Genomic DNA, 26,382 nt, shown 5'->3' on the forward strand with positions numbered 1-26,382 from the left:
GGCAGGTTCGGTTTGGCGCACGCGACGCGCACGCCAATGGCAATCAATGGCCCGCATCGGCGACGCGCGTTTGCACCGCGTCGGCGACGCCGGGTTCGTGTTCGGCAGATGCCGGGGCCGGCGAGGCGGCCGGCACGGGCGCGGAGGTTGCGCTCGATGCAGCAATGCCCGGCGCGGCTTCGCGGCTGCGCTGACGGTCTGCGCCGCGAGCGTGTGACGGTGCGTCGGCTTTGAGGTCGGGGGCTTTGTCCGCGGCGGGTTTTTCGGCCGGCTTGTCGACAGGTTTCTCGCCCGTGTGGACCGAAACCTTGTCGGCTCTCTCCGCCTTGTCGGACTTCTCGGCACGCTCCGGCTTGTCCTGCCCGCTGTACTCCACGTGCGCGGCTCGGATCACGGCCAGAGGCGCACCGACGGCAGCCGGCGCGGCACGCTCGGCCGCAGGCTTTTCAGCGGCCGATTTTTCCATGCCAGGCTTGTCGGCATGGGCTTCCAGCGTGGCAGCCACACGCGCCTCGCCGCGCGCCGTACCGCGCTCACTCTTGCGATCCGGCGTACGCAAATCCAGCGCGGCCTGCACGCCGGTCACGCCCGGCACGATGTCCTGTTCGGCGTTTTTCGCGGCGCGTGCGCCTTTCGAGCGCTTCGACTTCGCGACGACGGCGGGCGCGGCGGCCATTACTTCGTCGAGCGCCTTCTTTGCGGCAGCCTGCTCCGCCGCGCGACGGCTGGCCCCCGAACCTGAAACCTTGACGTCCAGCTTCGGCACCGTGCATTCGACTTCGAACTGCTGATTGTGCGCCGCACCATGCGTGGCGACGACCGTATAGGTCGGCAAAGCAATTTTGTGGCCCTGCAGATACTCCTGCAGCAGCGTCTTCGCGTCCTTGCCGAGCGTGCGCGGGTCGATATGGTCGAGAATCGGCACGTAAAGGCGCTTGATGACCGTCTGGGCGGCATCGAAGCCACCGTCGAGGAATACCGCACCGAGCACCGCCTCGAGCGTATCAGCGAGGATCGAGGGCCGGCGGAAGCCGCCGCTGCGCAGCTCGCCCTCGCCGAGCCGCAGGCCTTCGGAAATATTGAGCGCCTGAGCAATCTCGTAGAGGGACTGCTGTTTGACCAGATTGGCGCGCACGCGCGACAGGTCGCCTTCGTCGAGTTTGCCGAAACGTTGGAACAAAAGCGCAGCCACCGCGCAATTCAGAACGGAGTCGCCGAGAAATTCGAGCCGTTCGTTATGCGTGGAGCTATGACTGCGGTGTGTTAAAGCCTGGCGCAACAATTCCGCATTGCGAAATTCGTAGCGCAAACGGCTTTCCAACGGAGATAGGGGCATGGGCAGAGTATAACGCGGGCGCCTGACCCGGCGGAAACGCGGGGCGCCAGCGGAAAAAGCATGGTGAAGCGGCGTTACCGCGCGTTCTTAAGGTGGTGTGACAACACGCCGCGACCAGGATAACCGGATACCGGCTATTCGCGCGGCGTGTGAGAAGCGATTACGAAACGATCAATGCACTCGACTCACTGAAACGAGCCGATGCGCCGCAGATCGCTGAAGTTCATCCAGATGAAAAACGCGCGACCAACGATATTGCGTTCCGGCGCAAAACCCCAGTACCGGCTATCAGCGCTGTTGTCGCGGTTGTCGCCCATCATGAAGAAATTGCCGGGCGGCACTTTGCAGATCACGCCACGCGCGTTGTACTGGCAGTTGTCGCGAAACGGATAATCTTCCGCGCCAACGATGAACGGAGGCACCGCCGGATTATTCAGAATCGCATTCTTGCGGCCGTCGATATCTTCTTCGAACTGCTTCGCATAACCGAGGCGCTCTTCGTCGAGATAATCGGGCAGCGGCGTTTCGGGCACAGGTTTGCCGTTGATCGTGAGCTTCTTGTCCTGATACTCGATCACGTCGCCCGGCAGACCAATTACGCGCTTGATGTAGTCGACCGATTCGTCCTTCGGATAACGGAACACCACTACGTCGCCGCGCTGGACCGGACTGCCCTGCGTGATCCTCGTGTTGGTGATCGGCAAACGCAGACCATATTCGAATTTATTGACGAGAATGAAGTCGCCCACCAGCAGCGTCGGCACCATCGACCCCGAAGGAATCTTGAACGGCTCGACCACGAACGAGCGCACGACGAACACCACCAGAATCACCGGGAAAAAGCTCGCCGTATATTCGAGCCACCACGGCTGACGCAGCTTGTCGTCACGTAGACGCGCGCGCGTTTGTGCGGCGTTTTCATCGGCGAAACGCTCGCCGATGCGTGCCTGCTGACGATCGAATTCGGCGACTGCGGCTTCCGCCTCGCGGCGCCGTTTCGGCAGAAAAACCAGTTTGTCCGCGACCCATGCGACACCCGTCAAAACGACGAGCACAAAAAGAATCAGCGCGAAATTCATAGGGTTCCGTTATTCAACTTATTTGTCTTCGACACGCAGAATAGCGAGAAAAGCCTCTTGCGGGATTTCAACCGAACCCACCTGCTTCATTCGCTTCTTGCCTGCCTTCTGCTTTTCGAGCAGCTTCTTCTTACGCGTAATATCGCCGCCGTAGCATTTTGCCAGCACGTTCTTACGCAACGCTTTAATGTTTTCGCGCGCAATGATGTTCGAACCGATCGTGGCCTGCACCGCCACGTCGTACATCTGACGCGGAATCAGCTCGCGCATTTTCGCGGCCACTTCGCGGCCACGGTACTGGCTTTGCGAACGGTGCACGATAACCGACAGCGCATCGACCTTGTCACCGTTGATCAGCATGTCGACCTTCACGACGTCCGACGCGCGGTATTCCTTGAACTCGTAATCCATCGACGCATAACCGCGTGAAATCGACTTCAGACGGTCGAAGAAATCGAGCACAACTTCGCCCATCGGGATTTCATACGTGAGCTGGACCTGACGGCCGTGATACTGCATGTTGATCTGGTTGCCGCGCTTCTGCGTACACAGCGTGATCACCGCGCCGACGTAGTCTTGCGGCATGTACAGGTTCACGGTAACGATCGGCTCGCGCACTTCCTCGATCTTCGACGGCTCCGGCATCTTGGCCGGGTTCTCGACCATGAGGGTCGTGCCGTCGCGCTGCAGGACTTCGTAGACCACGGTCGGCGCCGTCGTGATCAGGTCCATGTCGAACTCGCGCTCGAGACGTTCCTGGACGATTTCCATGTGCAACAGACCGAGGAAGCCACAGCGAAAACCAAAACCGAGCGCCTGCGAAACTTCCGGTTCGTACTGCAACGACGCGTCGTTCAGCTTCAGCTTTTCGAGCGAGTCGCGCAGCGCGTCATACTGATTCGCCTCGACCGGGTAAAGACCCGCGAACACCTGTGGCTTCACTTCCTTGAAGCCCGGCAGCGGCTCGGCCGCCGGCTGGTTCACGAGCGTGACCGTGTCGCCGACCTTCGCCGCCGCGAGTTCCTTGATGCCGGCGATGATGAAGCCCACCTGCCCCGCCGATAGCGACTCGAGATCCTTCGACTTCGGTGTGAACACGCCGATATGTTCGACCGGATACTGTGCGCCGGTTGCCATCAGCCGGATCTTGTCCTTCGGACGCAGCGTGCCGTTGACGATGCGCACGAGCATTACGACACCGACGTAGTTGTCGAACCAAGAGTCGATGATCAGCGCCTGCAGCGGCGCTTCCGGATCGCCCTTCGGCGGTGGCACTTTCGCAATCAGTGCTTCGAGCACGTCTTCGACGCCGAGGCCCGTCTTCGCGCTGCAATGCGTGGCGTCGGTCGCGTCAATGCCGATTACGTCCTCAATTTCGGCGATCGCGTTTTCGGGGTTCGCCGCCGGCAAGTCGATCTTGTTCAACACCGGAACCACTTCGACGCCGAGTTCGATGGCCGTGTAGCAGTTGGCGACGGTCTGCGCCTCCACGCCCTGGCTCGCGTCGACGACGAGCAGCGCGCCTTCGCAGGCGGACAGCGAGCGGCTGACTTCGTACGAGAAGTCGACGTGCCCCGGCGTGTCGATCATGTTCAGGTTGTACACCTGCCCGTCGCGCGCGCGATACGTCAACGCGGCGGTTTGCGCCTTGATCGTGATGCCGCGCTCGCGCTCGAGATCCATCGAGTCGAGCACCTGAGCTTCCATCTCGCGGTCGGACAGACCGCCACAAATCTGGATGATGCGATCGGCGAGCGTCGACTTGCCATGGTCGATGTGCGCAATGATCGAGAAGTTACGAATATGATCCATTCAGTGCCGATCAAGCGAAAAGGCGCGCCCGGACAATAGCGGAGCACGCCTTGTAAGTAGGTGAAAAACCTATCTATTTTAGCCGAAAAGCCCATCGGCCGGCGCATCCTGCGAAGCGCAGGCCGAAAGAAAGCGAAGCAGATGCGAGAAATTTACCGTGTGTATTGCGGTGAGTGCCGGCAAAACGCGCATGGATAGCGCGAATCAGGATGCCGCAGCGACACGCGACGCGTGCGCGGCCAATGCCGCCCGCACGCGCACTTCGTCGAAATGGTAGTGGCACAGCTCGACGCCATCGCAGACCAGCACCGGCACCCACTCGTCGTAACGCGCCTCAAGCAGCGGATCGGTGTCGACGTCGATCACCGTCAGCTGGGCGCCGAACTCGGCCAGTAACGGCCCGAGCGCGACGCGCATCTCCTCGCACAGATGGCACCACGCGCGCCCATAAAGCGTGAGCGATGCCGTCGTCGTCATTTCTGCGCGGTGCGCGGGCGAATCGGCACAAACTGGGTGTTGTCGCCACGACGAACCAGCAACGCAACCATCTTTTGCGAATCGAGGTGCGAGGTCAGTTCCTCGAACTGCTTCGCGCTCGTCACATCCGTGTCGCCGACCCGCAGGATGATGTCGCCCTTTTGCAGCCCGACACGTGCGGCCGGACCGTCGACCGCGTCGATCTGCACGCCGTTCTGAATCTTCAGCGCCTTCTGCTGGTCGGCAGGAATGTCGCTGACGGCGACGCCGAGCGCGTTCGTCGCGCGCTGCTTCGGCGCCTGCGGTTTCTTCTGATCCGTCTTCGCGACCTTGTCCGGCTGCATTTCAGCGATCGTGACCGGCAGGTCGCGCGTTTGACCCTTGCGCCAGACCGTGATCGACGTCTTCGTGCCCGGCTTCGTATCGCCAACCATGCGCGGCAAGTCCGTCGCGGTGTCGACCGGATGGCCGTTGAACTTCAGGATGATGTCGCCCGGCTGCACACCAGCCTTGTCGGCCGGGCCGCCCGGCTCGACGCTGCTAACGAGCGCGCCCTGCGCCTTCGGCAGACCGAGCGAGTCCGCGACGTCTTTGGTCACTTCACCGATTGCCACCGCGATGCGGCCGCGCACCACCTTGCCCGAACTCTTCAGCTGATCGGCCACGCGCATTGCTTCGTCGATCGGAATCGCAAACGAAATGCCCATGAATCCGCCGGTGCGGCTATAGATCTGCGAATTGATGCCGATCACTTCTCCCTGCATGTTGATCAGCGGACCGCCCGAGTTGCCCGGATTGACGGCCACGTCGGTCTGGATGAACGGCAGGTAGTCGCCCGTGTCGCGCCCCTTCGCGCTCACGATGCCCGCCGTCACTGTGTTTTCGAGACCGAACGGCGAACCGATCGCGACGACCCATTCGCCGACGCGCACCTTGTTCGAATCGCCGATCGTGATGGTCGGCAGGTTCGACGCGTTGATCTTCACGACGGCGACATCGGTACGGTCGTCGACGCCGATCAGCTTCGCCTTGAATTCGCGCTTGTCTGTCAGCGTCACGTAGATCGTGTCCGCATCGTCGATGACGTGCGCATTGGTCATCACGTAACCGTCCGCCGACAGGATGAAGCCCGAGCCAACGCCACTATTCTGTTCGGCGTCGGCGTTGTCCGGCGTATCCGGGCTGCCGCCGCTACCGCCGCCACCGCCGCCACCGCCGTTATCACCACCGTGCGGCGACTGCGGGGACTGCGGCATCGGAATCCCGAAGAAGCGACGGAAGAACTCCGACATGTCCCCGTCGTCCATACCCGGCGGCAGGCCGCCGCGTGAACTGCCGCTCGACACATGCGTTGTCGTGCGAATGTTGACGACCGCCGGGCCGACCTTGTCTACGAGGTCAGTGAAGTCGGGCAGATTGGCGGCGGGAGCCGCCGACGCCACATGCGGCACAAGCGGCAAACAAGCCGCCACCATTACGGCCGCGAGGAATTTGCGCACCGAGAAAGTCGTCATATCGTAGCAAGCCGAGGGATTTCAGGATTCAGAAGGATTACTTTGGAGCTTTGTATTCTATGGCAGACGCGAACTGCTGCAATGTGGTTTGGGGCACCTCACCCAGCAGGGTAATCCAGAAGTCTCCCTGACGCTTGACCAGTACGTGGGTTGCGCCACTATCGCCCGTGCCTTCCTTGCGCGTATTGTTCTCGACCGGCTCGACGAACACAGAAATCGCCGCGAGGCCGTCGGAAAATACGGCCTGGTCGACCGGGATCGGCGGCTGCCCCGCCTCGCGCGACGCCATTGGGCGGCGCAGCTGGCGGATGATGTGAAAGCCCGGCACCGACGGCGTGATCTGCCAGCCCTGCGCGGCCATGTCGACCGGCTCGACTGGCGGACGCACAACGGTCCAGCCCGCGAGATTTCGAATGCCGTTGACGATATCCGCCTTGTCAACCGGCACGCCGATGCGGACCTGCGAAAACGACAGCTGTTCGAGCACCTGGCCGCTTGGGTCGAGCGTCTGCGCGCGCAGCAGCAGACCGGTCTTTTTGTCGGCCCACAGCTTGTACGCGAAACGGTACGCATCTTTCGGATCGAGCTCCATGACGAGGCTGTCGACGCCCGCGACGCGGTCATCGCCAAGCATCTTCGGCTCGTAGACGGACAGCACCTGCGAGCCGTTCACGGCCAGCAGCGCGGGGAACGAGTCTTTGTTCTGACGCGTTTCAAAGACGACGAGACGCCGCTCCGGCACGAACGTGTACATGTCGTCGTTATGCCGGAGCATTTTGCGCGGCTTGCCGTCGAGACTTTCGAGCTGCTCGAACTCGCCGTCCGTATGCGTGGAGTAGTGGGCAATGCGCGACGTCTGCACGAAATTGCCACGCTGATAGACGAACGCGCCTTCGTAGTTCTGCTGCTGGGCAGCCTGATGGATGCGATCGAGCAGTTCCGCGGCCGTGCGACGGGCGACGACCGCATCGTCTTGTGCGAAGACCCGCGGTGTAGCGGACAACAACACGGCTGCGCAGAACAGAAATGCTGGCAACCGCCCCCAGATAGTCGTTTTATTTAACCGCGGAGTCTGCATCAAACTATTGGCCCTGCGTGGAGACTGAGGCAGCGCGAATCACCGGCATCGAGCCTGCCATCACCGGTTGTTGCGCGAACTGCTGATGAGCTTCGAGGTATTGATCGAGGCTCGCGTCGCGAATGATGTTTGAGTCCTGCGACGCGGGCACCGACGCCATGGCGACTCGCTGCACCGCGTCGCCGTGCGATTGGAGCGAAGCCAGTTGGGCGCCGGGACCACCCGACACGCCCTGCAACTGCGGCACGACGATCCAGGTCAGCGTAGCGGCCGCGGCGGCGACGGCAAACGCCGGCACGACACGGCGGCGCAGCCCGAGCAGGCGCCGCGTGACCGACGCGGACGCGGCGGCTGGCGCCAGCACGTGCGGCTCACTTTCGAGACGCGCAGCGAAGCCGCTCAGAAATGCGCTGCTCCTTGCGGGGCTGACCGCCAGATCGTCGGAACGCAGCGCATCGCCGATCAGGTGGTAGCTCGACCAGGCGGCACGATCGTCGCCGTCGAGGTCCGCAAGAAACTTGTCCAGATTCAGATGCTCTTCACCGAACAGCTCACCGTCGACGAAAGCGGACAGACGCTCGCCGTGCGAGCCCACTTGCGATTGCATCGAGACCGACCCCATGATGCTCCCCATCTTTCCAAATAACCCGTAGTGACACCACTAATCCAGATATTGCACCGCTGCCCCGCTAGGCCGCTCAGATACATCTACCAGCGCTTGCCCTCGGGTGTGTCAAGCAACGGTCGCAATTTTGCCGCAATGGCTTCGCGAGCGCGGAAAATTCGTGATCTGACTGTGCCAATTGGGCAACCCATCATCTCCGCGATTTCCTCGTAGCTCAAACCCTCAATTTCTCGAAGAGTAATGGCGGTGCGCAATTCTTCCGGTAAAACCGCCATCGCAGCATTGACCGTCTCGGCGATCTGCTTGCTCATCAACATCGACTCAGGCGTGTTGATATCCCTTAGTTGGTCGGCGTCTGAGAAAGTTTCAGCTTCTTCAGCATCCGCTTCGGTCGAGGTCGGTGCGCGCCGTCCCTGGGTGGCAAGGTAGTTCTTCGCGGTGTTGACCGCAATCCGGTACAACCACGTATAAAACGCCGACTCGCCGCGAAACTGCGGCAACGCGCGATACGCCTTGATAAAAGCGTCCTGCGCGACGTCTTCGACTTCAGCGGGATCCCGCACGAGACGCGAGATCAGCCGGAGAATCTTGCGGTGGTATTTGGAGACCAGAAGCTCGAACGCGGCCTTGTCGCCCTTCTGGACGCGCTCGACCAGCACCTGATCAATTTCTTTTTCGCTCACCTGATAAATCCGTTAACTATAGGGCGCATGGCGGGGGACCATTGTAGCGTCCCCCTCGTGAGGGCACGTTACTACGGTAACAGCGGTTACAGTCGTTACAGTCAGGCGCCGGCCACACGCCGGCCTAGCACGGAAAGTTCGCGGAAAAGAGTAGGCGGCAGCGCGTCGGCCGCAAGCAGTATGACGCGTGTGCGACCGTGGGGCCTGAGCGCGGGTCCGCGCCCTTGACCACTATTTGGCTCGAGCGCGAGCACCAGCAAGCGGCCGCTCCACTGCGCGCAACCGACCACGCGGCCTCGCGCGAGCAACGCACCCGCGCGGTTCCAGGCGGAAATCTCGCCCTTCGCGATATGCAGCGAGATGGGCTGCGCCGCGTCATACTTTGCCGCGCAAAGCGCGAGCAGCGCTGCCAGGGCAAGCGTCAACGGAGCGGCCTGCCCCGCGCCCAGCCGCGGCGCGAGGCAAGTGTAGACGGCTAACGTCACAATCAGCACGAACACCCCCGCCGTGGCACGCAGTGCGACCGAGGGACGCAGCGCAATCCGCCGCGTCACCCTGCCCAACGTCACTGGTTCGGGGGAAAGCGCCGGCGAAGCCGGCGTCGTGAACTGACGCGTCACCCGTGATCAGGTCAGGCGCGCTTGAACACCAGCGTGCCGTTCGTGCCGCCGAACCCGAACGAGTTCTTCAGCGCGACGTCGATCTTCATTTCCCGCGCGGTGTTCGCGCAGTAATCGAGATCGCAAGCCGGGTCCTGGTTGAAGATGTTGATGGTCGGAGGCGAGACCTGGTGATGCACGGCGAGCACCGTGAACACCGACTCCAGACCGCCGGCGCCGCCCAGCAGGTGACCCGTCATCGACTTGGTCGAGTTGACGACCATGTTTTTCGCATGGTCGCCGAACGCCCGCTTGATGCCGGTCGTTTCCGCCAGATCGCCGAGCGGCGTAGACGTGCCGTGCGCGTTCAGGTAGCTCACCTGATCGCCATTGATGCCCGCGTTCTTCAGCGCGGCGAGCATGCAGCGGCGTGCGCCGTCGCCATCTTCGAGCGGCGCGGTCATGTGATACGCATCGCCGCTCATGCCGTAGCCGCCGATTTCCGCGTAGATCTTCGCGCCGCGCGCCTTTGCGTGCTCGTACTCTTCGAGCACCATCACGCCCGCGCCTTCGCCGAGCACGAAGCCGTCGCGATCCTTGTCCCACGGACGGCTCGCGGTCGCCGGATCGTCATTGCGTTGGGACAGCGCGCGCGCCGCCGCAAAGCCGCCGATACCGAGCGGCGACACGGTCGATTCCGCGCCACCGGCGATCATCACGTCGGCATCGCCGTATTCGATCAGGCGCGAAGCCTCGCCGATGCAGTGCAGACCGGTCGTACACGCGGTAACGATCGACAGATTCGGACCCTTGATGCCGAACTTGATCGACAGGTGCCCGGAGATCATATTGATGATCGAAGCCGGCACGAAGAACGGCGAAATGCGACGCGGGCCACGATTGAGCAATTCGGTTTGGGTGATTTCGATCATCGGCAGACCGCCGATGCCTGAACCGACCACCACGCCAATGCGCTCCGAATTCTCGTCGGTGACTTCGAGGCCGCTGTCCTGCATCGCCTGGATGCCCGCAGCCACGCCGTAATGGATGAACGTATCCATGTGGCGCGCTTCCTTACCGGGGATGTAGTCCTCGATATTGAAGCCCTTCACCTCGCCGGCGAAACGAGTCGAGAAGTTCGACGCATCGAACTTCGTGATATTGGCAATCCCAGACTTGCCGGCGACCAGATTGGCCCAGCCATCGGCAACATTATTGCCAACAGGCGAAATCAGCCCCAGGCCTGTAACAACAACACGACGGCGGCTCACGGTAACCCCTTTTTCATAGATGACAAAAGCAAAAGCCACAGCGGCCACAGGAATCGCCCTGTGTGCCCTGTGGCTGTTTAAGTCGGCAATCGCGCGAAAAGTTGCGCTGTCAACATCGCTGGCTCCTGCGTGGCAAGTGGCGCGGTGCATGGTGTGCCAACAGACACTTCCAATAGCGTCGACCCTGCTGGCGCCGGCAAGCGGCACGGCAGGGCGTCATGCGCGGCCCGTGCAGAAACGCAGGTGCGAATGACCTTAGGCCTTGACGTTCGCGCGAGCGTAATCGATCGCTTGCTGAACGGTGGTGATCTTCTCGGCTTCTTCATCCGGAATTTCCATGCCGAATTCGTCTTCGAGGGCCATCACGAGCTCAACGGTGTCGAGCGAGTCGGCGCCGAGATCGTTCACGAACGACGCTTCGTTCTTGATTTCCGCTTCCGCAACGCCCAGTTGTTCCGCGACGATCTTCTTGACGCGCTGTTCGATATTGTCCATTACCCCTCCAAGGGAAAAGAAGTTCAAAAATACTGGTGCGCGCATTTTATCAGGTTTGACCCGGCAAAAAAGCGGCGCATCGGGTTCCTGTCAACGCATGCGCCTCGTGCTTTCTGCAAACGCATCAAGGCGCGGATAGTAACCGAAATTGGTTACTGCATATACATGCCACCGTTCACGTGCAGCGTCGTGCCGGTGATGTAGCCCGCTTGCGGCGACGCGAGGAACGCGACCGCATGCGCGATGTCTTCCGGGCTGCCGAGACGGCCCAGCGGAATTTGAGTTTTCAGCGCGGTCTGCTGCTCTTCGGGCAGCGCCTTCGTCATGTCGGTATCGATAAAACCAGGCGCCACGCAATTGACCGTGATGCCGCGGCTACCGATCTCGCGCGCGAGCGCACGCGTCATGCCCGCGACGCCGGCCTTCGCGGCCGCATAGTTGATCTGCCCGGGGTTGCCGGCCGAGCCGACCACCGACGTGATGTTGATGATGCGGCCGCCCTTCGCTTTCATCATCGGGCGTAGCACCGCGCGCGAAAGGCGGAACACCGACTTCAGATTGGTGTCGATCACCGCGTCCCAGTCGTCGTCCTTCATGCGCATCGCCAGTTGGTCCTGGGTAATGCCGGCGTTGTTCACGAGCACGTTGAGTGCGCCGAATTCCTTGACCGCGCCGTCGATCAGCGCTTCGGCCGCGGCCGCGTCGTTGACGTCGAGGACCGCACCGCGACCGTTCACGCCGGCCGCCTTGAACGCTTCGGTGATCGCCGTCGCGCCGCTTTCGCTCGTCGCGGTGCCGATGACCGTCGCGCCCTGATGCGCGAGCTCCATCGCGATCGCACGGCCGATGCCGCGCGACGCGCCCGTCACGATTGCGATCTGCTTGTCGAGAGTCTTTTCCATCTGTCAGTCCGGATGCCCTTCAAATAGGGCTCATTGATTCTTGTTGATTCTTCTGCCGAGGGATGCCGCTCCCGCGCGCTCAGCCTGCCGTCACGAGCTTCAGCGTTTCTTCGAGCGAGGCGGGATCGAACACCGACGCGCCGACGAGATTGCCGTCGATGCGCTTGGTCAAACCTGCAAGGACCTTACCCGGACCGCATTCGATCACGTGCGTGACGCCCTGCGCGGCCATCGCCTGAACGCTCTCGACCCAGCGCACCGGACCAGCCGCCTGGCGCACCAGCGCGTCCTTGATCCCAGCGGGCTCGTTGACCACCGCGACGTCGACGTTGTTGATGACGGGGATCGACGGCACCCGCACGTCGATGCTCGCGAGGTATTCGCGCAATTGATCCGACGCGGGCTTGAGCAGCGACGAGTGGAACGGCGCCGACACCGGCAACGGCAACGCGCGCTTCGCGCCCTTCGCCTTCGCGACTTCGCAGGCCTTCTCGACCGCGGCCTTGTGGCCCGCGATCACGACTTGCGCCGGCGCGTTGAAATTGACCGCTTCGACGACACCCGCCACCGACGCTTCCGCGCAGACCGCGCGCACGGTGTCGTCGTCGAGGCCGAGAATTGCGGCCATGCCGCCTTCGCCCACCGGCACCGCGGTTTGCATCGCCTGCGCGCGGAAACGCACGAGCGGCACCGCATCGCGAAACGCGAGCGCGCCGGCCGCGACGAGCGCAGTGTATTCGCCGAGGCTATGACCGGCGACGATCGCCGGCGCGGGGCCACCCGCCTGCTGCCACGCGCGATAGATCGCGTAGGCTGCGGTCAGCATGACCGGTTGGGTGTTGGTGGTGAGATTGAGATCTTCGGCGGGGCCTTCGGCGATCAGCTTGCCGAGGTCCTGGTTGAGTGCGTCGGAAGCTTCCTGAACCGTCTCACGCACGATTGCATGATCGGCGAATGCGTTCAGCATGCCGACTGCCTGCGAACCCTGCCCAGGAAAAACGAACGCAAATTTCATATCGTCCCCAAATTCTGTTTAATCGGATGTGGCGGCCGGCCGCGCGCGCTGCATGGCGCGCGCGTTGCTCCGGCCGCAGGGCGCCGCCAGCGGCGCCCTGCGATGCGTCTCGCGCTCAGTAGCGGATGACCGACGCGCCCCACGTGAAGCCGCCGCCGACGCCTTCGATCAGCACGTTCTGGCCGCGCTTGATGCGGCCGTCGCGCACCGCGACGTCGAGTGCAAGCGGAATGGACGCCGCCGACGTATTGCCGTGCTCGCCCACCGTGACAACCATGCGCTCCTGCGGCAGGCCGAGCTTGCGGCAAGTGCTTTGCATGATGCGGATATTGGCCTGATGCGGAATCAGCCAGTCGATCTGCTCGGGCTTCAGATCGGCTTTTTCCAGTGCTTCGATGGCGACCTTCTCGAGCACGTTGACCGCGAGCTTGAACACCGCCTGGCCGTCCATGTGCAGGAACGCGCTGCCCGCGACCACGCCGCCGTTCACGTTGCCCGGTGTGCAGAGAATGTTCGAATGGCTGCCGTCAGCGTGCAGCGCGCTTGCCAGCACGCCCGGTTCGTCGGACGCCTGCAGGATAACCGCGCCCGCGCCGTCGCCGAACAGCACACAGGTGGTGCGGTCATTGAAATCGAGAATGCGCGAGAAAGTTTCCGCACCGACCACGAGCGCCGTGCGATGCTGACCGCTGCGAATCAGGCTGTCCACGGTCGCGACCGCGTAAGCGAAGCCGGAGCAGACCGCCTGTACGTCGAACGCGGCGCCGTGATTCTTGATGCCGAGTTTGTTCTGCAGCAGGCAAGCGGTGCTCGGGAACACGAAGTCCGGCGTGGAGGTGGCGACGACGATCAGGTCGATGGACTGCGGATCGATGTCCGCCGCTTCGATCGCACGCTGCGAGGCGATCAAGGCGAGGTCGCTGGTCGTGACGTCCGGATCGGCGAAGTGACGCGCATGGATGCCCGTGCGCGCGACGATCCATTCGTCGCTGGTCTCGACACCTTGCCTCGCGAGACGCTCGGCCAGATCCTGATTGGTGACGCGGTTGGGCGGCAAGCAGCTGCCGGTGCCGAGCACGCGGGAGTAGATTGTGAATTGAGCCATTATGCCTTCGAGGATTGCGCAGCGTAGGGCTCGGCCGGCTGGCCTGCGATCGGGCTTGCGTGACCCGCACCGCTTGCGTCGCGCGCTGCCTGTTCGAGAGAACCCGCATTCTCTTCCATCGCTCGCGCAAGGCGCTCCAGCACGCCGTTTTTGACGGCATCATACCCGCGTTTGATGGCCCACTCAAACGCGTAGGCATCGGCGGAACCGTGGCTTTTGATCACGAGGCCACGCAAGCCGAGCAGCGCGGCGCCATTGTATTGCCGATGATCGACGCGTTTCTTGAAACGCATCAATACCGGCAGCGCGAGCACCGCCATCACCTTGGTCAGCCATGACCGGCCGAATTCTTCCTTGATGATGTTGGACAGCATCTGCGCAAGACCTTCCGACGTCTTTAGCGCGACATTGCCGACAAAGCCATCGCAGACGATTACGTCGACGGTGCCCTTGTAGATGTCGTCGCCTTCGACATTGCCGTGAAAGTTCAGTGTACTCGCACGCAGCAGTTCACCGGCGCGCTTGATGATGTCGTTGCCCTTGATGACTTCTTCGCCGATGTTGAGCAGGCCAATGGTGGGCCGCTCCTTGCCCTCGAGCGCGGACACGAGCGCGTGCCCCATCTCGGCGAACTGCAGCAGGTGCTGCGGCTCGCAGTCGACGTTGGCACCCAGGTCGAGCATCATCGTATAGCCGGTGGGATTGGGCAGGGCGGACGCGATGGCCGGACGTTCGATGCCCGACAGCGTTTTCAGCACATAACGCGAGACCGCCATCAGTGCACCGGTATTGCCGGCGGAAATGCAGGCTTGAGCCTCGCCTTCCTTGACGCGGGTCAGCGCCACACGCATCGACGAATCTTTTTTCTTGCGCAGCGCGACCTCGACCGGATCGTCCATCGCGACGACCTCGGTAGCAGGCACGACGGTCAGCGCCGGCAGATCCTGAGCCTTGAGCTTCTTCAGCTGCGCACGAATCGCACTTTCAATGCCGACGAGCAGCAACTGCGCATCGGGATGCGAACGAACGAAGTTGACGGCAGCGGGAACGGTCACGGACGGGCCGTGGTCGCCACCCATGCAATCTATCGTGAGCTTTACTGTCATGGAGTGCGACGAATTTCAGACGCTCTGCTTGGAATCGCGGGAAGCGCTACAGCGCCAACTGCGATCGACACAAAAAAGCGGCAGTTGAATGCCGCCTTCTTGCCGAACCAGGAAAATGTCAAGCGAGCCGATCGCTTCGCGAAACGCCACAGGGCGCATCGCAGTCAACGATTAGTCGTTCTTCGTCTTGACGACTTTCTTGCCGCGATAGTAGCCGTTCGGGCTGATGTGGTGACGCAGATGCACTTCGCCCGTGCTCGGCTCGACAGCCAGCGGCGCTGCCGTCAGGAAATCGTGCGAACGGTGCATGCCGCGCTTCGACGGCGACTTCTTGTTTTGTTGAACTGCCATGACTAAAACTCCAAAAAATTTTCCGAATTCTAACACAGCCCGATACGGTCTTAACTACTGGCCAAGTGGCCAATATGCCCGCATCGCGCCCCCTGCAACTGTTTAGTGCTTCTTGCCGCCCGACTCGTCGCGCTTCAGACTTTCGAGCGCCGCGAACGGATTGCGCCGCTCGTTGGACTGATTCGACTCGCTGGCACCGCCAGCCTCGTCCGGCGCGGCTTCGTCGCCCTCACCTTCGCTGCCATCGGCGCCCGAGACAAGACTCTCGTGCACTTCAGGGCAGATCTCATGTTTGGGCACGAGCGGCAAGGAAAGCAGCAACTCTTCTTCGATCAAGTCGATGAGATCGAACTGGCGCGAGCCCACGATCACCTCGACTTCATCCTCGTCCAGCGGAAACTCTTCAGCTTCCGCCTCCGTATTGACGATCCGGTAAGTTGCATCGACGTTGAACGCCTGCGAATACGGCGTCAAGCACCGCTGGCATTCGAGCCACGCGGCACCGTGAATCGCCAGCCGCAGATAAGGCTGGGGACCTTCGGTGCCATCGTCCTGCAATTCCGGCTGCGTCGTCCCTTCGGCCTGCCATGTGAACGCGGTGTCGCGATCTGGCGCTTCCGCCGGGACTTCGTTTAACATGCGCGGCAGTTGCGAAACGCGCACGACACCCGCGGCCTGGCGCCCGCTCCGCGTAAATTCGAACAGATCGAGTTCATGCGGGTCGGACAGACCTGCAGGTTTGCCAGGATGTTGAGTCATGTGCGCTCCTGCGTCGGCAAGTATGTTGCCGGGGTGATTCGCGAAGGACGATCAGATCCGCCGCGAAGATAATCCGGTGTGCGAGGCAGCCAGTGGAGCCCGCGGCCATTACGTCCAACCCTGCTGCGCCTCCGTCAAACGCCCGAAAGCCGCTGAACGCGCCGAGACCCTTCAAGCGCAAGCATACCGTGAAGAGCCCAAAATCATATCCGTTTTGTCTTTTCGAGTCAAACACTTAAGCCCGTACGCGCGCGAGCCTCTCGCGGCCCCGTACGACCCGCCTCCCCCGTTGCCCGCACACCATGTCTGATTCCTCCAAACGCCCGCCACGCCTGATTCTGGCGTCGAGTTCGCGGTATCGCCGCAAGTTGCTCGAACGCCTGCGCGTGCCGTTCGACGTCGTCGTGCCCGCGATCGACGAAACCCCACTCGCCGGCGAAACGCCCGAAGCCACTGCGCTGCGCCTCGCCGAAGCCAAAGCCCGCGCGGTCGCCCAGGGGCTCGCCGCCGACGAACGCGCGCTGGTGATCGGCTCGGACCAGGTCGCCACCTACGACGGCCTTCAGATCGGCAAGCCCGGTACGCACGAAAAGGCCCTCGCGCAATTGCAGGCGATGCGCGGCCGCGACGTACTGTTCCATAGTGCGCTGTGCCTGTTCGACAGCGCGTCGGACTGCGCGCGAAGCGTCGACGTGATCACCCGCGTGCGGTTCCGCAACCTGCCGGACGCGGCGCTCGACGCCTACCTGCGTGCCGAAACGCCGTACGACGTGGCCGGAAGCGCCAAATCAGAGGGGCTCGGCATCGCACTGCTGGACGCCATCCATTCCGACGACCCGACCGCGCTCGTCGGCCTGCCGTTGATCGCGCTGTCGAACATGCTGCTCGCGGCCAACTATCCGCTTCTGGGGGCGCGATGACCGGCACGCTCTATCTGATTCCAAACACGCTCGGCGAAGGCGACGCGAGCGCGCTCGATCTGGTGCTGCCCGCGCCCGTGCGCGCCCGCGCGGCGTCGCTGCACTATTACATTGGTGAAAACGCGAAAACAACGCGCGCGTTCCTGAAAAAGGTCGGCACCGAACGGCCGATTCAGGAAATCGAGATTCGCGAACTGAACGTCAATACGCCGGCCGGCGAGATCGACAAGCTGCTCGCACCGCTGCTCGCGGGCACCGATGCGGGCCTCGTCTCCGAAGCCGGCTGCCCGGCGGTCGCGGATCCGGGCGCGCTGCTCGTGCGACGCGCGCACGAGCGCGGGGTTAAGGTCGTGCCGCTGGTCGGGCCGAGTTCGATTCTGCTGGCGCTGATGGCATCAGGGCTGAACGGCCAGAGCTTCGCGTTTCACGGCTATCTGCCCGTCGACGCCGCCGAGCGCGCCAAGCGGCTGCGCGATCTCGAGCAACAGTCGCGCAAGAGCAAGCAGACGCAGATTTTCATCGAAACGCCGTACCGGAATCGCGCATTGCTCGATACGCTGCTCGCGTCCTGCGCGCCGTCGACGCTCGTCTGCGTGGCGGTCGATCTGACGCTGCCGACCGAGGTGATCGCGAGCCGGACTGTCACCGACTGGAAAAAGAAGCCCGAAATCGACCTGCATAAGCGGCCGGCGATTTTTCTGATTCTGGCGACCTGAGCGCAGACACCGGCCAGACAGGGAAAAGCGGCCAGAGAGAGGAGACGCCGCGCACAATGACAAAGCCCGCGCAACCGGCCAGGCCAGTCGCGCGGGCTTTCTTATAACTGCGAACTCAACGCAGATTCATCTTCTCGCCAAGCGCCATCGCCCGAACTGCGCCGGCGCCGACCGCCGCGCCGAACTTGCGCGCAACACGATCCGAAATGCTCTCTTTTACCGTGTAATCAACGATATCCGGCGCCTTGAAGATTTCACGCGCAACGTAATCCGCATCGCCGAAACCGTCCGCGAGACCCAGTTCGACGCTCTTCTGCCCCGTCCAGAACAGGCCCGAGAACATATCCGGCGTCTCATGCAGACGCTTGCCGCGTCCCTGACGCACCGCGTCGATGAACTGTGCGTGGATCTGATCGAGCATATCCTGCGCATGTGCGTCCATCTTCGGCGTTTCCGGCGAGAACGGATCGAAAAAGCCTTTGTTCTCGCCCGATGTGTGCAGGCGGCGCTGAATCCCCAACTTGTCCATCAGTCCGGTGAAACCGAAGCTGTCCATCAGCACGCCGATCGAACCGACGATGCTCGCCTTGTCGACATAGATCTTCTCTGCTGCCGCGGCCGCGTAGTAGCCACCCGATGCGCACGTATCGCCGACGACGACGTACAGCGGGATCGACGGATATTTGCCGCGCAGCCGCCGAATCTCGCTGTTGATGATGCCCGCCTGCACCGGACTGCCGCCCGGGCTGTTGCAGTAAAGGATCACACCAGCGGTATCGGAGTCTTCGAACGCGGAATCGAGCGCGGTGTTGATATCTTCGGCGTTTGCACTCGCATCCGTCGCGATCTCGCCGTTAAGCGAAACCATTGCCGTATGACGGCCAGTGGTCGCGACCCGCTCGCCCGAGAAGTTCAGCACGCCCCACGCGGCCAGTGCGAGTACGGCGAGGAACACAAAGCGGAAGAAAATTCGCCAACGCCGCGCGGCGCGTTGCTCGTTGATCGCGGCGAGCGCGATGCGCTCGAGCGCGGCCCGTTCCCAGCCCGGCTCGTCGGCGGGCGTACGGGAACGGCCGCCCGAGTTTGGGTCCTTTTCGGGGGTTAAATTGTCGGACATGCGGGCAGTGGAAAGATTGAAAAGGAAATCAGCGCGTGACCGGCAGCAATTCGCCGTCAGGCAGCCAGAATACCGCACGACCCTCGGGCGTATCGCGCTCCTCGACCTGCACGGGACGCAACCTGGCCCCGCGACACGGACCACCGACGCATTTGCCGGTATCCGGCGCGTAAATCGCGCCATGTGTCGCGCACATCAAGTATAAACCGGACGATTCGAAGAACTGCCCTTCCTGCCAGTCAAGCTCCATCGGCACGTGGGCGCAGCGGTTCAGATAGCCGTATGCGCGACCATCATAGCGGACGAAAAACACCACGACGTCCTGCCCGCCGAGCCGCGCGTCGCGCCGGATGCCGTCACCGCCGTCGACCAGCTCGTCAGCCGCGCAGATGCGCACGACCTGCGCAGCGACGGAAGCAGCGGTGTGCACGCCGTCAGCGCTCATGCGTTCTCCCGCAGCCAGCCGGACAAATCGCTGACGCTCGCCGCGACGAACTTCGGCGACATCGCATTCAGCGAAATTGCCGGATGCGCGCCGTAGGTCACGCCAATCCCCGCCACGCCGGCATTGAGCGCCATCTGCAGGTCGTGTGTCGTATCGCCGATCATCACCGTGCGCGCCGTGTCCTGCCCCAATTCGCGAGTCAGCTCGTGCAGCATCGCAGGATGCGGCTTCGAGAAGGTTTCGTCAGCGCAGCGCGTGCCGTCGAACAGGCTCGTCAGGCGCGCCTGGTCGAGCGCGCGATTCAGGCCAACGCGGCTCTTGCCGGTCGCGACCGCAAGCAGATAGCCGAGGTCACGCAACTCCTGAAGCATCTCGCGCACGCCCGGGAACAGCTCGGTAGTCTGGTCTTTTACCAGATAATGGAAGCGGTAGCGCTCCGATAGCCGCGGATAGTCGGCAGGATCAAGCGTCGGCGCGGCAAGCTGCAGCGCGTCGCGCAGGCCGAGGCCGATCACGTAGCTCGCGGCTTCGTCGGCGGGAACCGGCAGGCCGAGGTCGCGGCACGCCGCCTGAATGCTGCGCGTGATGTGCACGGTCGAATCCATCAGCGTGCCATCCCAGTCAAACACGATCAGATCAAATTGTTCTCTAGCCATGCAAGGTCGTCTCCGGGTTGGACCCAGTGCGTAGTTCGTTGAGTTGCTGGATAAAGCCGCGGCAGTCGGCCGGCAGCGGCGCATCCAGCTGCAGCGGCGCGCCAGTGGCCGGATGCGTCAGCTTGAGCCGGTAAGCGTGCAGAAACATGCGTTTGATGCCCGGCTTCGCGTTAGCGCGCGCAAGCGCCTTGTTCAGCGCGAAATCGCCATATTTCGCGTCGCCGACGATCGGTAGCGCCAGATGTTGCAGATGAACACGAATCTGGTGCGTACGCCCCGTCTTCAGCTCGGCCTCCAGCAGCGCATAGTGCGGCCAGCGGTCGACCAGATTGAAGATCGTGTGGGAAGCGAGGCCATCGGCCTGCACGCGCACGCGGCGCTCGCCGTCAGCGGTCAGGTACTTGTGCAGCGGCTCCTTCACCGCGCGACGGCGGCCCCAGTCGCTCGCCCACTCGCCATGCACGCATGCGTAGTAGCGCTTGTCCATCCGGTTCTCGCGAATCTGCTCATGCAGATTGACGAGCGCCGAGCGCTTCTTCGCGAGCATCAGGATGCCCGAGGTCTCGCGATCCAGCCGATGCACGAGTTCGAGGAATTTCGCCTGCGGCCGCGCCTCGCGCATCTGTTCAATCACGCCGAATGCAACACCGCTGCCGCCGTGCACCGCGACACCGGCCGGCTTGTCGATCACGAGCAGATGCTCGTCTTCGAACAGGATGTGAAAGCCGCCGGCGGGCACCGGCACATGGGCTGCGGCTTCGTTCGGCTGGGCGACGCGGATCGGCGGCACACGCACGAGATCGCCCAGTTCGAGACGGTACTGCGCGTCGATCCGGCCCTTGTTCACGCGCACTTCACCGCTGCGCAGGATCCGATAGATATGGCTTTTCGGCACGCCCTTGCAGACGCGCAGCAGGAAATTGTCGATGCGCTGACCGGCCGAGCTGTCGTCGATCTCGATCAGCGAGACCTGGTCGCTTGAAACCGAGCCTTCGACCGCGCCTGCAACCGATCTCTGGGATGTTTTGCCTAACTCTTTCATTCTGAATATAATTTGCCCAGCAGTCTGCGACGGCCGGCGCAGTGTCCGGAATGTGGGTGGACTGCGCGAGCGCAAGCGATAAACCATTATTTTACTTGCGCTGGGGTCTGGTTGCTCACCCTTAAAATGAGATGCAACAAGTTGCACGCACGAAGTCGGCACGCGGCAGGGACGGCGCCCACAGGCGCGTTCGGTCAAGGTCGGCTTCGACGGTAACGGAATTTTGGTAAAAAAGAATTTAGCTTTCAGCTTCGTGATCCGGGTGGTATGACGCCCTGCTGGACGAAGCTGCAAGTCGCGAAAATACGGCGTGCGCCCGAGGCGTCTTGTAGAAAGTACAAGACATGGCGACGTCAAAAGAAGGCGAGACACCCCCAGCAGGAAAAGACGCGCCGCCTGCGCGAACTTCCCGTTGCGGCATGACCGCGGACTTCGACCCTTTGCTCGCGCGCCCATTTGGCGCGCCGGCACCACAGGCCGAAGGCTTATGAAGGTCTGCTGGCAAAACGCGGCGTGTCAGGCCATGATTTGAAGCCGTGTTCGCATGTGCCCTGCGGCACCGCGCCCTTCTTTTTATTGGGGGCGGGCCCTCTCAGGCAATTCTCCCGCCATCTTTCCCGCTCCAGCGTGCTTGTGAAAACACAATAAGACGCGGCACGCCTGCCTCCTCCGCTCTCGCGACTGACAACCGCGCAGCTGGACCGGCGAGGCCGCTCTGGAGTCGTTCAATGAAACGAATGTTGTTCAATGCGACGCAGCAGGAAGAGCTGCGCGTCGCCATCGTCGATGGGCAAAAACTCATCGACATTGACATCGAAACTGCCGGCCGCGAACAGCGCAAAGGCAATATTTACAAGGGCATTATCACGCGCATCGAGCCGTCGCTCGAGGCCTGCTTCGTCAATTACGGCGAAGACCGCCACGGCTTCCTGCCGTTCAAGGAAGTCGCCCGCCAGTACTTCCGCGAAGGCGTTGACATGCGTTCCGCGCGTATCCAGGACGCGCTGAAGGAAGGTCAGGAACTGATCGTCCAGGTCGAAAAGGAAGAACGCGGCAACAAGGGCGCAGCCCTGACCACGTTCATCTCGCTCGCCGGCCGCTATCTGGTGCTGATGCCGAATAACCCGCGTGGCGGCGGCGTGTCGCGCCGGATCGAAGGCGACGACCGTCAGGAACTGCGCGAAACCATGGCGCAGCTGCAACTGCCGGAAGGCATGAGCATCATCGCGCGCACGGCCGGCATCGGGCGCAGTGCCGAAGAGTTGCAGTGGGACCTGAACTACCTGATGCAACTGTGGCGCGCGATCGAAGCCGCGTCGCAAAGCGGCGCGAGCGGTCAGCCGATGCTGATCTATCTCGAATCGAGCCTCGTGATCCGCGCGATTCGTGACTACTTCCAGCCGGATATCGGCGAAATCCTGATCGACACCACCGAAATCCATGACCAGGCACGCGCCTTCATGGATATCGTGATGCCGGACAACGTCGGCAAGGTGAAGCGCTACCACGACGACGTGCCGCTCTTCTCGCGCTTCCAGATCGAGCACCAGATCGAAACCGCCTACTCGCGCACGGTGCCGCTGCCGTCGGGTGGAGCGATCGTGATCGACCACACCGAAGCACTCGTCGCGATCGACGTGAACTCGGCGCGCGCGACCAAGGGCGCGGACATCGAGGAAACGGCCGCGCGCACGAACCTCGAAGCCGCCGACGAAGTCGCCCGCCAGTTGCGCCTGCGCGATCTGGGCGGCCTGATCGTGATCGATTTCATCGACATGGAATCGGCCAAGAGCCAGCGCGAAGTCGAGCAGCGCCTGAAAGACGCGCTCAAGCACGACCGTGCCCGCGTGCAGATGGGCAAGATCTCGCGCTTCGGCCTGATGGAACTGTCGCGCCAGCGTCTGCGTCCGGCACTGTCGGAAGGCAGCCACGTGACGTGCCCGCGCTGTAACGGCACGGGCCACATCCGCGATACCGAATCGTCCGCGCTGCAAGTGCTGCGGATCATTCAGGAAGAAGCGATGAAGGAAAACACCGCGGCGATCCACTGCCAGGTGCCGGTCGAAGTGACCGCCTTCCTGTTGAACGAGAAGCGCGCCGAAATCAACAAGATCGAGTCGCGTTTCAAGGTCAACGTCGTGCTGATCCCGAACAAGCACCTCGACACGCCGCACTACAAGCTCGAGCGCCTGCGTCACGACGACGCGCGTCTCGACGACCCGCGCGCATCGTGGAAGATGGCCGAAGAAGCGGCCCGCGAGCTCGAATCCGAAACTGGTTACAGCAAGCGCACCGAGGAAGTGAAGCCGAAGCAGGAAGCGGCGGTCAAGGGCATTACGCCCGAGAAGCCGGCGCCGAGCGCACCGGTCCGCCCGGCGGCCACGCCGGCTCCGGTCGCGGTGACACCGGCCAGCGGCGGCTTCATCGGCTGGCTGAAGAATCTGTTCGGCATGCAGCCGGCTGCTCCGGCACCCGCCGCGCCGGCCGCGACCGACAAGCAGGCCCGTCCGCAACGCGGCGAACGCACTGAGCGCGGTGAGCGCACGGGCGAGCGTGGCGGCGATCGCAACCGCAACCGCCGTGGCGGTGCAGGCGGACGCGACGCGGCAGCGCGCGGCGAAGGCGTGACCGGCGGCCGTCAGGCGCAAGGTCAGCAACCGTCGCAGCGTCGCGAGGAACGCGAAGGCCGTGAGGCACGTGAGGGCCGCGAACCGCGCGTTCCGCGTGAACAGCGCGAACCGCGTGAGGCCCGTGAAGGCCGCGAACCGCGCGAGGGCCGCGAGCCGCGTGAAGCACGTGAACCGCGCGAAGGTCGCGAGCGCGACAACCGTGGTGTTGAGCGCGCCGAAGCCGTCGAAGGCACGGCACGCGCCGAGCGCCAGGAACGCGGTGAGCGCCGCGAGCGTGGCGAGCGCGCTGAACGCGTCGAACGAGGCGAGCGCCGCAAGCCGCAGGCGGAAGTCGCCGCGGCACTGACGCAAACCGACGCTCAGGCCGCCGATGAACAGGCGCGCAACCGCGCCGCAGTGGGTGAAAACGGTGCGCCGCTCGATCAGGAAGCGGTCGCGCGTGACGGCGAGGAGCGTCGTCGTCGCCGCCGCGGCCGTCGTGGTGGCCGTCGTGAGCGTGAAGAGGACGTGAACGGCAACCTCGCAGCGGATGTCGCGGAAGCAGAAGGCGACAACGTAGCCGCCGGCGACGAAGCGCCGGTGCGCATCGACCAGCCGCTCGAGCACACGGCTGAAGCCAGCAAGGCAAAAGACGTGACGCCGGTCGAAGTGGTCGTCGCCGCGGTCGCGACGGAAACCGTCGTCGTGACCGAACTGCACGCGGCAGCCGAAACGCCGGCCCTGGCTGCGGAAAATGCCGCAAAGGCCGAAAAAGTAGTGCCGGTCGAAGAGGCTCCGGTGGCATCGATCGAACCGGCAGCGGCGGTGGAACCGGCTGTCCAAGCGCCGGCGGTAGCAGAGCAAGCCGCGCCGGCCGTGAGCGAAGTGGTTGCGCCGGCTGAACCGGTCGCGCATGTCGAAGCGCCGGCAGTCGAGCCGACCTCGCAAATGCAACCTGCCGTCCCGAGCGAACCGCAAGCCGCTCCGGCTGCGCTCGACACCGCGGCTCCGGCCACGATCGTCGAGGCCCCGGCAGCTGAGCCGGCACCACAGGCCGAAATCGTCGAGCCGCAACCGGCCGTCGCAACGGAGCCGGCCGCGGTCGAACCGGCACCCGTCGCCGCGGCTGCGCAGCAGGCTCCCGCCCGCAGCGCCGCACCCGCATCGGCCGATGCATTGAAGCCGGTCCTCGAACAGGCTGGCCTGACCTGGGTCAACACCGACGCCGACAAGCTGCGCGCCGCGCAGGAAGCGGCGGCGCAGACGATCAAGCCGCCGCGCGTGATCCGTGAGCGCAAGGCGTTGCCGCCGGCCGACAGCACGCCGATGCAACAGGTCGAAACGATCAAGCATCCGCAGTAAGCCGCGTCGTTGTCAGTAAAAGAGCCCGCCCTTCCCGGCGGGCTCTTTTTTTGGTGGCCTTTCGTGGCCGCGAGCCGCGTCATGCCGCCCCTGGTATACCCCGACAACGCCCGCCGCAGGCCTGCTGCCACGGGCATTTCCGATAGAATGAATCATCCGCGGTCCGTTCAAGCACCCGACGAAGCACTTCATGTCCCGACGCATCATCCCCGTTGCCGATCTCAGCACGGCGCCGGTCATCGCCGGCCCGACGCAGACGCCTAGCGGCGCGCTGCACGATGCGCTCGCGCGTCCGCTGCGGGATCTGCGCATCTCGGTGACGGACCGCTGCAACTTCCGCTGCGTCTACTGCATGCCACGAGCGGTGTTCGACAAGGACTATGCGTTCCTGCCGCACAGCGCGCTGTTGAGCTTCGAGGAGATCGAACGGCTCGCGCAGCTATTCGTCGCGCATGGCGTCGAGAAGATTCGCCTGACCGGCGGCGAGCCGCTGCTGCGCAAGAACCTCGAATTCCTGATCGACCGGCTCGCTCGCCTGACCACGCCCGCGGGCCGTCCGCTCGATCTCACGCTGACCACCAATGGGTCGCTGCTCGCGCGCAAGGCGCGCAGCCTGAAGGACGCCGGCCTCACGCGCGTGACCGTCAGCCTCGACGCGCTCGACGACGCGCTTTTCCGCCGCATGAACGACGCCGACTTCGCAGTCGCCGACGTGCTCGACGGCATCGCCGCCGCTCACGCGGTCGGGCTCGCGCCGCTCAAAGTGAACATGGTCGTCAAACGCGGTACCAACGACGGCGAAATCGTAGCGATGGCACGGCATTTCAAAGGCACCGGCGCGGTGCTGAGGTTTATCGAGTACATGGATGTCGGCACGTCGAACGGCTGGAACATGGCCGAAGTGCTGCCCTCCGCCTATGTCGTCTCGCGCATCGCCGAACATTTCCCGCTGGTGCCGCTCGAAGCGCACAGCGCCGCCGAAACCGCGCAGCGCTGGGGTTATGTCGACGGCGGCGGCGAGATCGGCGTCATTTCGAGCGTCACGCGCGCGTTCTGCGGCAATTGCACGCGTGCACGTCTGTCGACCGAGGGCAAGCTGTACCTGTGCCTGTTCGCATCGACCGGTCACGATCTGCGCGCGTTGCTGCGCGGCGCCGCGAGCGATGCCGAGATTGCCACCGCCATTGCCGAAATCTGGCAGGGCCGCAACGACCGCTACTCGCAGCTGCGCGGCAGCCAGCCGGCCGATCCGAGCGAGCCGGCCGGGCATCGCGTCGAAATGTCCTACATCGGCGGCTGAGCGGCCGG

General features: G+C 63.3%; 25 protein-coding genes. 4 read left to right on the forward strand and 21 right to left on the reverse strand.

What is annotated here, in order from left to right:
- Nucleotides 1-43: 43 nt before the first annotated feature.
- The 17 genes from rnc to L0U81_RS11105 form a co-directional block, all read right to left on the reverse strand.
- Nucleotides 44-1,336, reverse strand: coding sequence for a ribonuclease III (gene rnc, locus L0U81_RS11025; protein ID WP_233802561.1), 1,293 nt, complete (start codon nucleotides 1,334-1,336; stop codon nucleotides 44-46).
- 185 nt (nucleotides 1,337-1,521) lie between these two features.
- Nucleotides 1,522-2,415: a signal peptidase I gene (lepB, locus tag L0U81_RS11030; protein ID WP_233802563.1), complete on the reverse strand. Its 894-nt coding sequence runs from the start codon at nucleotides 2,413-2,415 to the stop codon at nucleotides 1,522-1,524.
- A gap of 18 nt (nucleotides 2,416-2,433) precedes the next feature.
- Nucleotides 2,434-4,227, reverse strand: coding sequence for a translation elongation factor 4 (gene lepA / locus L0U81_RS11035; protein ID WP_233802566.1), 1,794 nt, complete (start codon nucleotides 4,225-4,227; stop codon nucleotides 2,434-2,436).
- A gap of 204 nt (nucleotides 4,228-4,431) precedes the next feature.
- Nucleotides 4,432-4,704: a glutaredoxin family protein gene (locus L0U81_RS11040; RefSeq protein WP_233802568.1), complete on the reverse strand. Its 273-nt coding sequence runs from the start codon at nucleotides 4,702-4,704 to the stop codon at nucleotides 4,432-4,434.
- On the reverse strand, nucleotides 4,701-6,218 hold the full coding sequence (locus L0U81_RS11045; RefSeq protein WP_233802570.1) for a DegQ family serine endoprotease: 1,518 nt from the start codon (nucleotides 6,216-6,218) through the stop codon (nucleotides 4,701-4,703). Before L0U81_RS11045 ends, L0U81_RS11040 begins: the two co-directional genes overlap by 4 nt.
- A 37-nt stretch (nucleotides 6,219-6,255) precedes the next feature.
- Nucleotides 6,256-7,296 (reverse strand): MucB/RseB C-terminal domain-containing protein, encoded by a 1,041-nt coding sequence (locus L0U81_RS11050; protein WP_233802572.1) that lies wholly within the window; start codon nucleotides 7,294-7,296, stop codon nucleotides 6,256-6,258.
- A gap of 4 nt (nucleotides 7,297-7,300) precedes the next feature.
- Nucleotides 7,301-7,918, reverse strand: coding sequence for a sigma-E factor negative regulatory protein (locus L0U81_RS11055; RefSeq protein WP_233802574.1), 618 nt, complete (start codon nucleotides 7,916-7,918; stop codon nucleotides 7,301-7,303).
- 86 nt (nucleotides 7,919-8,004) lie between these two features.
- A complete protein-coding gene (rpoE, locus tag L0U81_RS11060; RefSeq protein WP_006051939.1) occupies nucleotides 8,005-8,604 on the reverse strand; it encodes an RNA polymerase sigma factor RpoE in 600 nt (199 codons plus the stop codon).
- 101 nt (nucleotides 8,605-8,705) lie between these two features.
- Complete coding sequence (locus tag L0U81_RS11065; RefSeq protein ID WP_233802576.1) at nucleotides 8,706-9,224, reverse strand: hypothetical protein; 519 nt, start codon at nucleotides 9,222-9,224, stop codon at nucleotides 8,706-8,708.
- Nucleotides 9,225-9,235: 11 nt separating this feature from the next.
- The gene (gene fabF / locus L0U81_RS11070) at nucleotides 9,236-10,474 is read right to left on the reverse strand and encodes a beta-ketoacyl-ACP synthase II (RefSeq protein ID WP_233802578.1); all 1,239 of its coding nucleotides are present in this window, start codon (nucleotides 10,472-10,474) and stop codon (nucleotides 9,236-9,238) included.
- Between the two features lie 255 nt (nucleotides 10,475-10,729).
- Nucleotides 10,730-10,969: an acyl carrier protein gene (acpP, locus tag L0U81_RS11075; RefSeq protein ID WP_004197638.1), complete on the reverse strand. Its 240-nt coding sequence runs from the start codon at nucleotides 10,967-10,969 to the stop codon at nucleotides 10,730-10,732.
- A gap of 152 nt (nucleotides 10,970-11,121) precedes the next feature.
- The gene (gene fabG, locus L0U81_RS11080) at nucleotides 11,122-11,871 is read right to left on the reverse strand and encodes a 3-oxoacyl-ACP reductase FabG (protein WP_233802579.1); all 750 of its coding nucleotides are present in this window, start codon (nucleotides 11,869-11,871) and stop codon (nucleotides 11,122-11,124) included.
- A 79-nt stretch (nucleotides 11,872-11,950) separates the two neighbouring features.
- Entirely contained in the window at nucleotides 11,951-12,886 is a 936-nt protein-coding gene (gene fabD / locus L0U81_RS11085) for an ACP S-malonyltransferase (RefSeq protein WP_233802581.1), read from the reverse strand.
- A 115-nt stretch (nucleotides 12,887-13,001) separates the two neighbouring features.
- Complete coding sequence (locus tag L0U81_RS11090; protein WP_233802583.1) at nucleotides 13,002-13,991, reverse strand: beta-ketoacyl-ACP synthase III; 990 nt, start codon at nucleotides 13,989-13,991, stop codon at nucleotides 13,002-13,004.
- Nucleotides 13,991-15,097 (reverse strand): phosphate acyltransferase PlsX, encoded by a 1,107-nt coding sequence (gene plsX / locus L0U81_RS11095; RefSeq protein WP_233802585.1) that lies wholly within the window; start codon nucleotides 15,095-15,097, stop codon nucleotides 13,991-13,993. Before plsX ends, L0U81_RS11090 begins: the two co-directional genes overlap by 1 nt.
- Nucleotides 15,098-15,268: 171 nt before the next feature.
- Entirely contained in the window at nucleotides 15,269-15,448 is a 180-nt protein-coding gene (rpmF, locus tag L0U81_RS11100; RefSeq protein ID WP_006401275.1) for a 50S ribosomal protein L32, read from the reverse strand.
- A 102-nt stretch (nucleotides 15,449-15,550) separates the two neighbouring features.
- Nucleotides 15,551-16,207, reverse strand: coding sequence for a DUF177 domain-containing protein (locus L0U81_RS11105; RefSeq protein ID WP_233802587.1), 657 nt, complete (start codon nucleotides 16,205-16,207; stop codon nucleotides 15,551-15,553).
- A 302-nt stretch (nucleotides 16,208-16,509) separates the two neighbouring features.
- Here L0U81_RS11105 and L0U81_RS11110 point away from each other — a divergent pair, with 302 nt between their 5' ends.
- Entirely contained in the window at nucleotides 16,510-17,127 is a 618-nt protein-coding gene (locus tag L0U81_RS11110) for a Maf-like protein (protein ID WP_233802589.1), read from the forward strand.
- Nucleotides 17,124-17,843 carry an SAM-dependent methyltransferase gene (locus L0U81_RS11115; RefSeq protein ID WP_233802591.1) on the forward strand — a complete coding sequence of 240 codons (720 nt, stop codon included), beginning with the start codon at nucleotides 17,124-17,126 and terminating at the stop codon, nucleotides 17,841-17,843. Before L0U81_RS11110 ends, L0U81_RS11115 begins: the two co-directional genes overlap by 4 nt.
- Nucleotides 17,844-17,958: 115 nt before the next feature.
- Here L0U81_RS11115 and L0U81_RS11120 read toward each other — a convergent pair whose 3' ends face one another.
- From L0U81_RS11120 to L0U81_RS11135, 4 genes are read right to left on the reverse strand one after another with little or no spacing between them, the layout of a single operon-like run.
- Nucleotides 17,959-18,960, reverse strand: coding sequence for a S49 family peptidase (locus L0U81_RS11120; RefSeq protein WP_233802593.1), 1,002 nt, complete (start codon nucleotides 18,958-18,960; stop codon nucleotides 17,959-17,961).
- A 28-nt stretch (nucleotides 18,961-18,988) separates the two neighbouring features.
- Nucleotides 18,989-19,405 (reverse strand): Rieske (2Fe-2S) protein, encoded by a 417-nt coding sequence (locus L0U81_RS11125; protein ID WP_233802595.1) that lies wholly within the window; start codon nucleotides 19,403-19,405, stop codon nucleotides 18,989-18,991.
- Nucleotides 19,402-20,061, reverse strand: a complete 660-nt coding sequence (locus L0U81_RS11130; protein WP_233802597.1) for an HAD-IA family hydrolase — start codon at nucleotides 20,059-20,061, stop codon at nucleotides 19,402-19,404. The genes L0U81_RS11125 and L0U81_RS11130 overlap by 4 nt, the downstream gene beginning before the upstream one ends.
- A complete protein-coding gene (locus L0U81_RS11135) occupies nucleotides 20,054-21,103 on the reverse strand; it encodes an RluA family pseudouridine synthase (protein ID WP_233802599.1) in 1,050 nt (349 codons plus the stop codon). Before L0U81_RS11135 ends, L0U81_RS11130 begins: the two co-directional genes overlap by 8 nt.
- 728 nt (nucleotides 21,104-21,831) lie before the next feature.
- Between L0U81_RS11135 and L0U81_RS11140 the strand changes: the two genes are divergently transcribed.
- A complete protein-coding gene (locus L0U81_RS11140; RefSeq protein WP_233802600.1) occupies nucleotides 21,832-25,074 on the forward strand; it encodes an Rne/Rng family ribonuclease in 3,243 nt (1,080 codons plus the stop codon).
- 190 nt (nucleotides 25,075-25,264) lie between these two features.
- Nucleotides 25,265-26,374 carry a GTP 3',8-cyclase MoaA gene (gene moaA, locus L0U81_RS11145; protein ID WP_233802603.1) on the forward strand — a complete coding sequence of 370 codons (1,110 nt, stop codon included), beginning with the start codon at nucleotides 25,265-25,267 and terminating at the stop codon, nucleotides 26,372-26,374.
- Nucleotides 26,375-26,382: the final 8 nt, after the last annotated feature.

This window comes from Paraburkholderia sp. HP33-1 (assembly GCF_021390595.1).
Classification (GTDB): domain Bacteria; phylum Pseudomonadota; class Gammaproteobacteria; order Burkholderiales; family Burkholderiaceae; genus Paraburkholderia.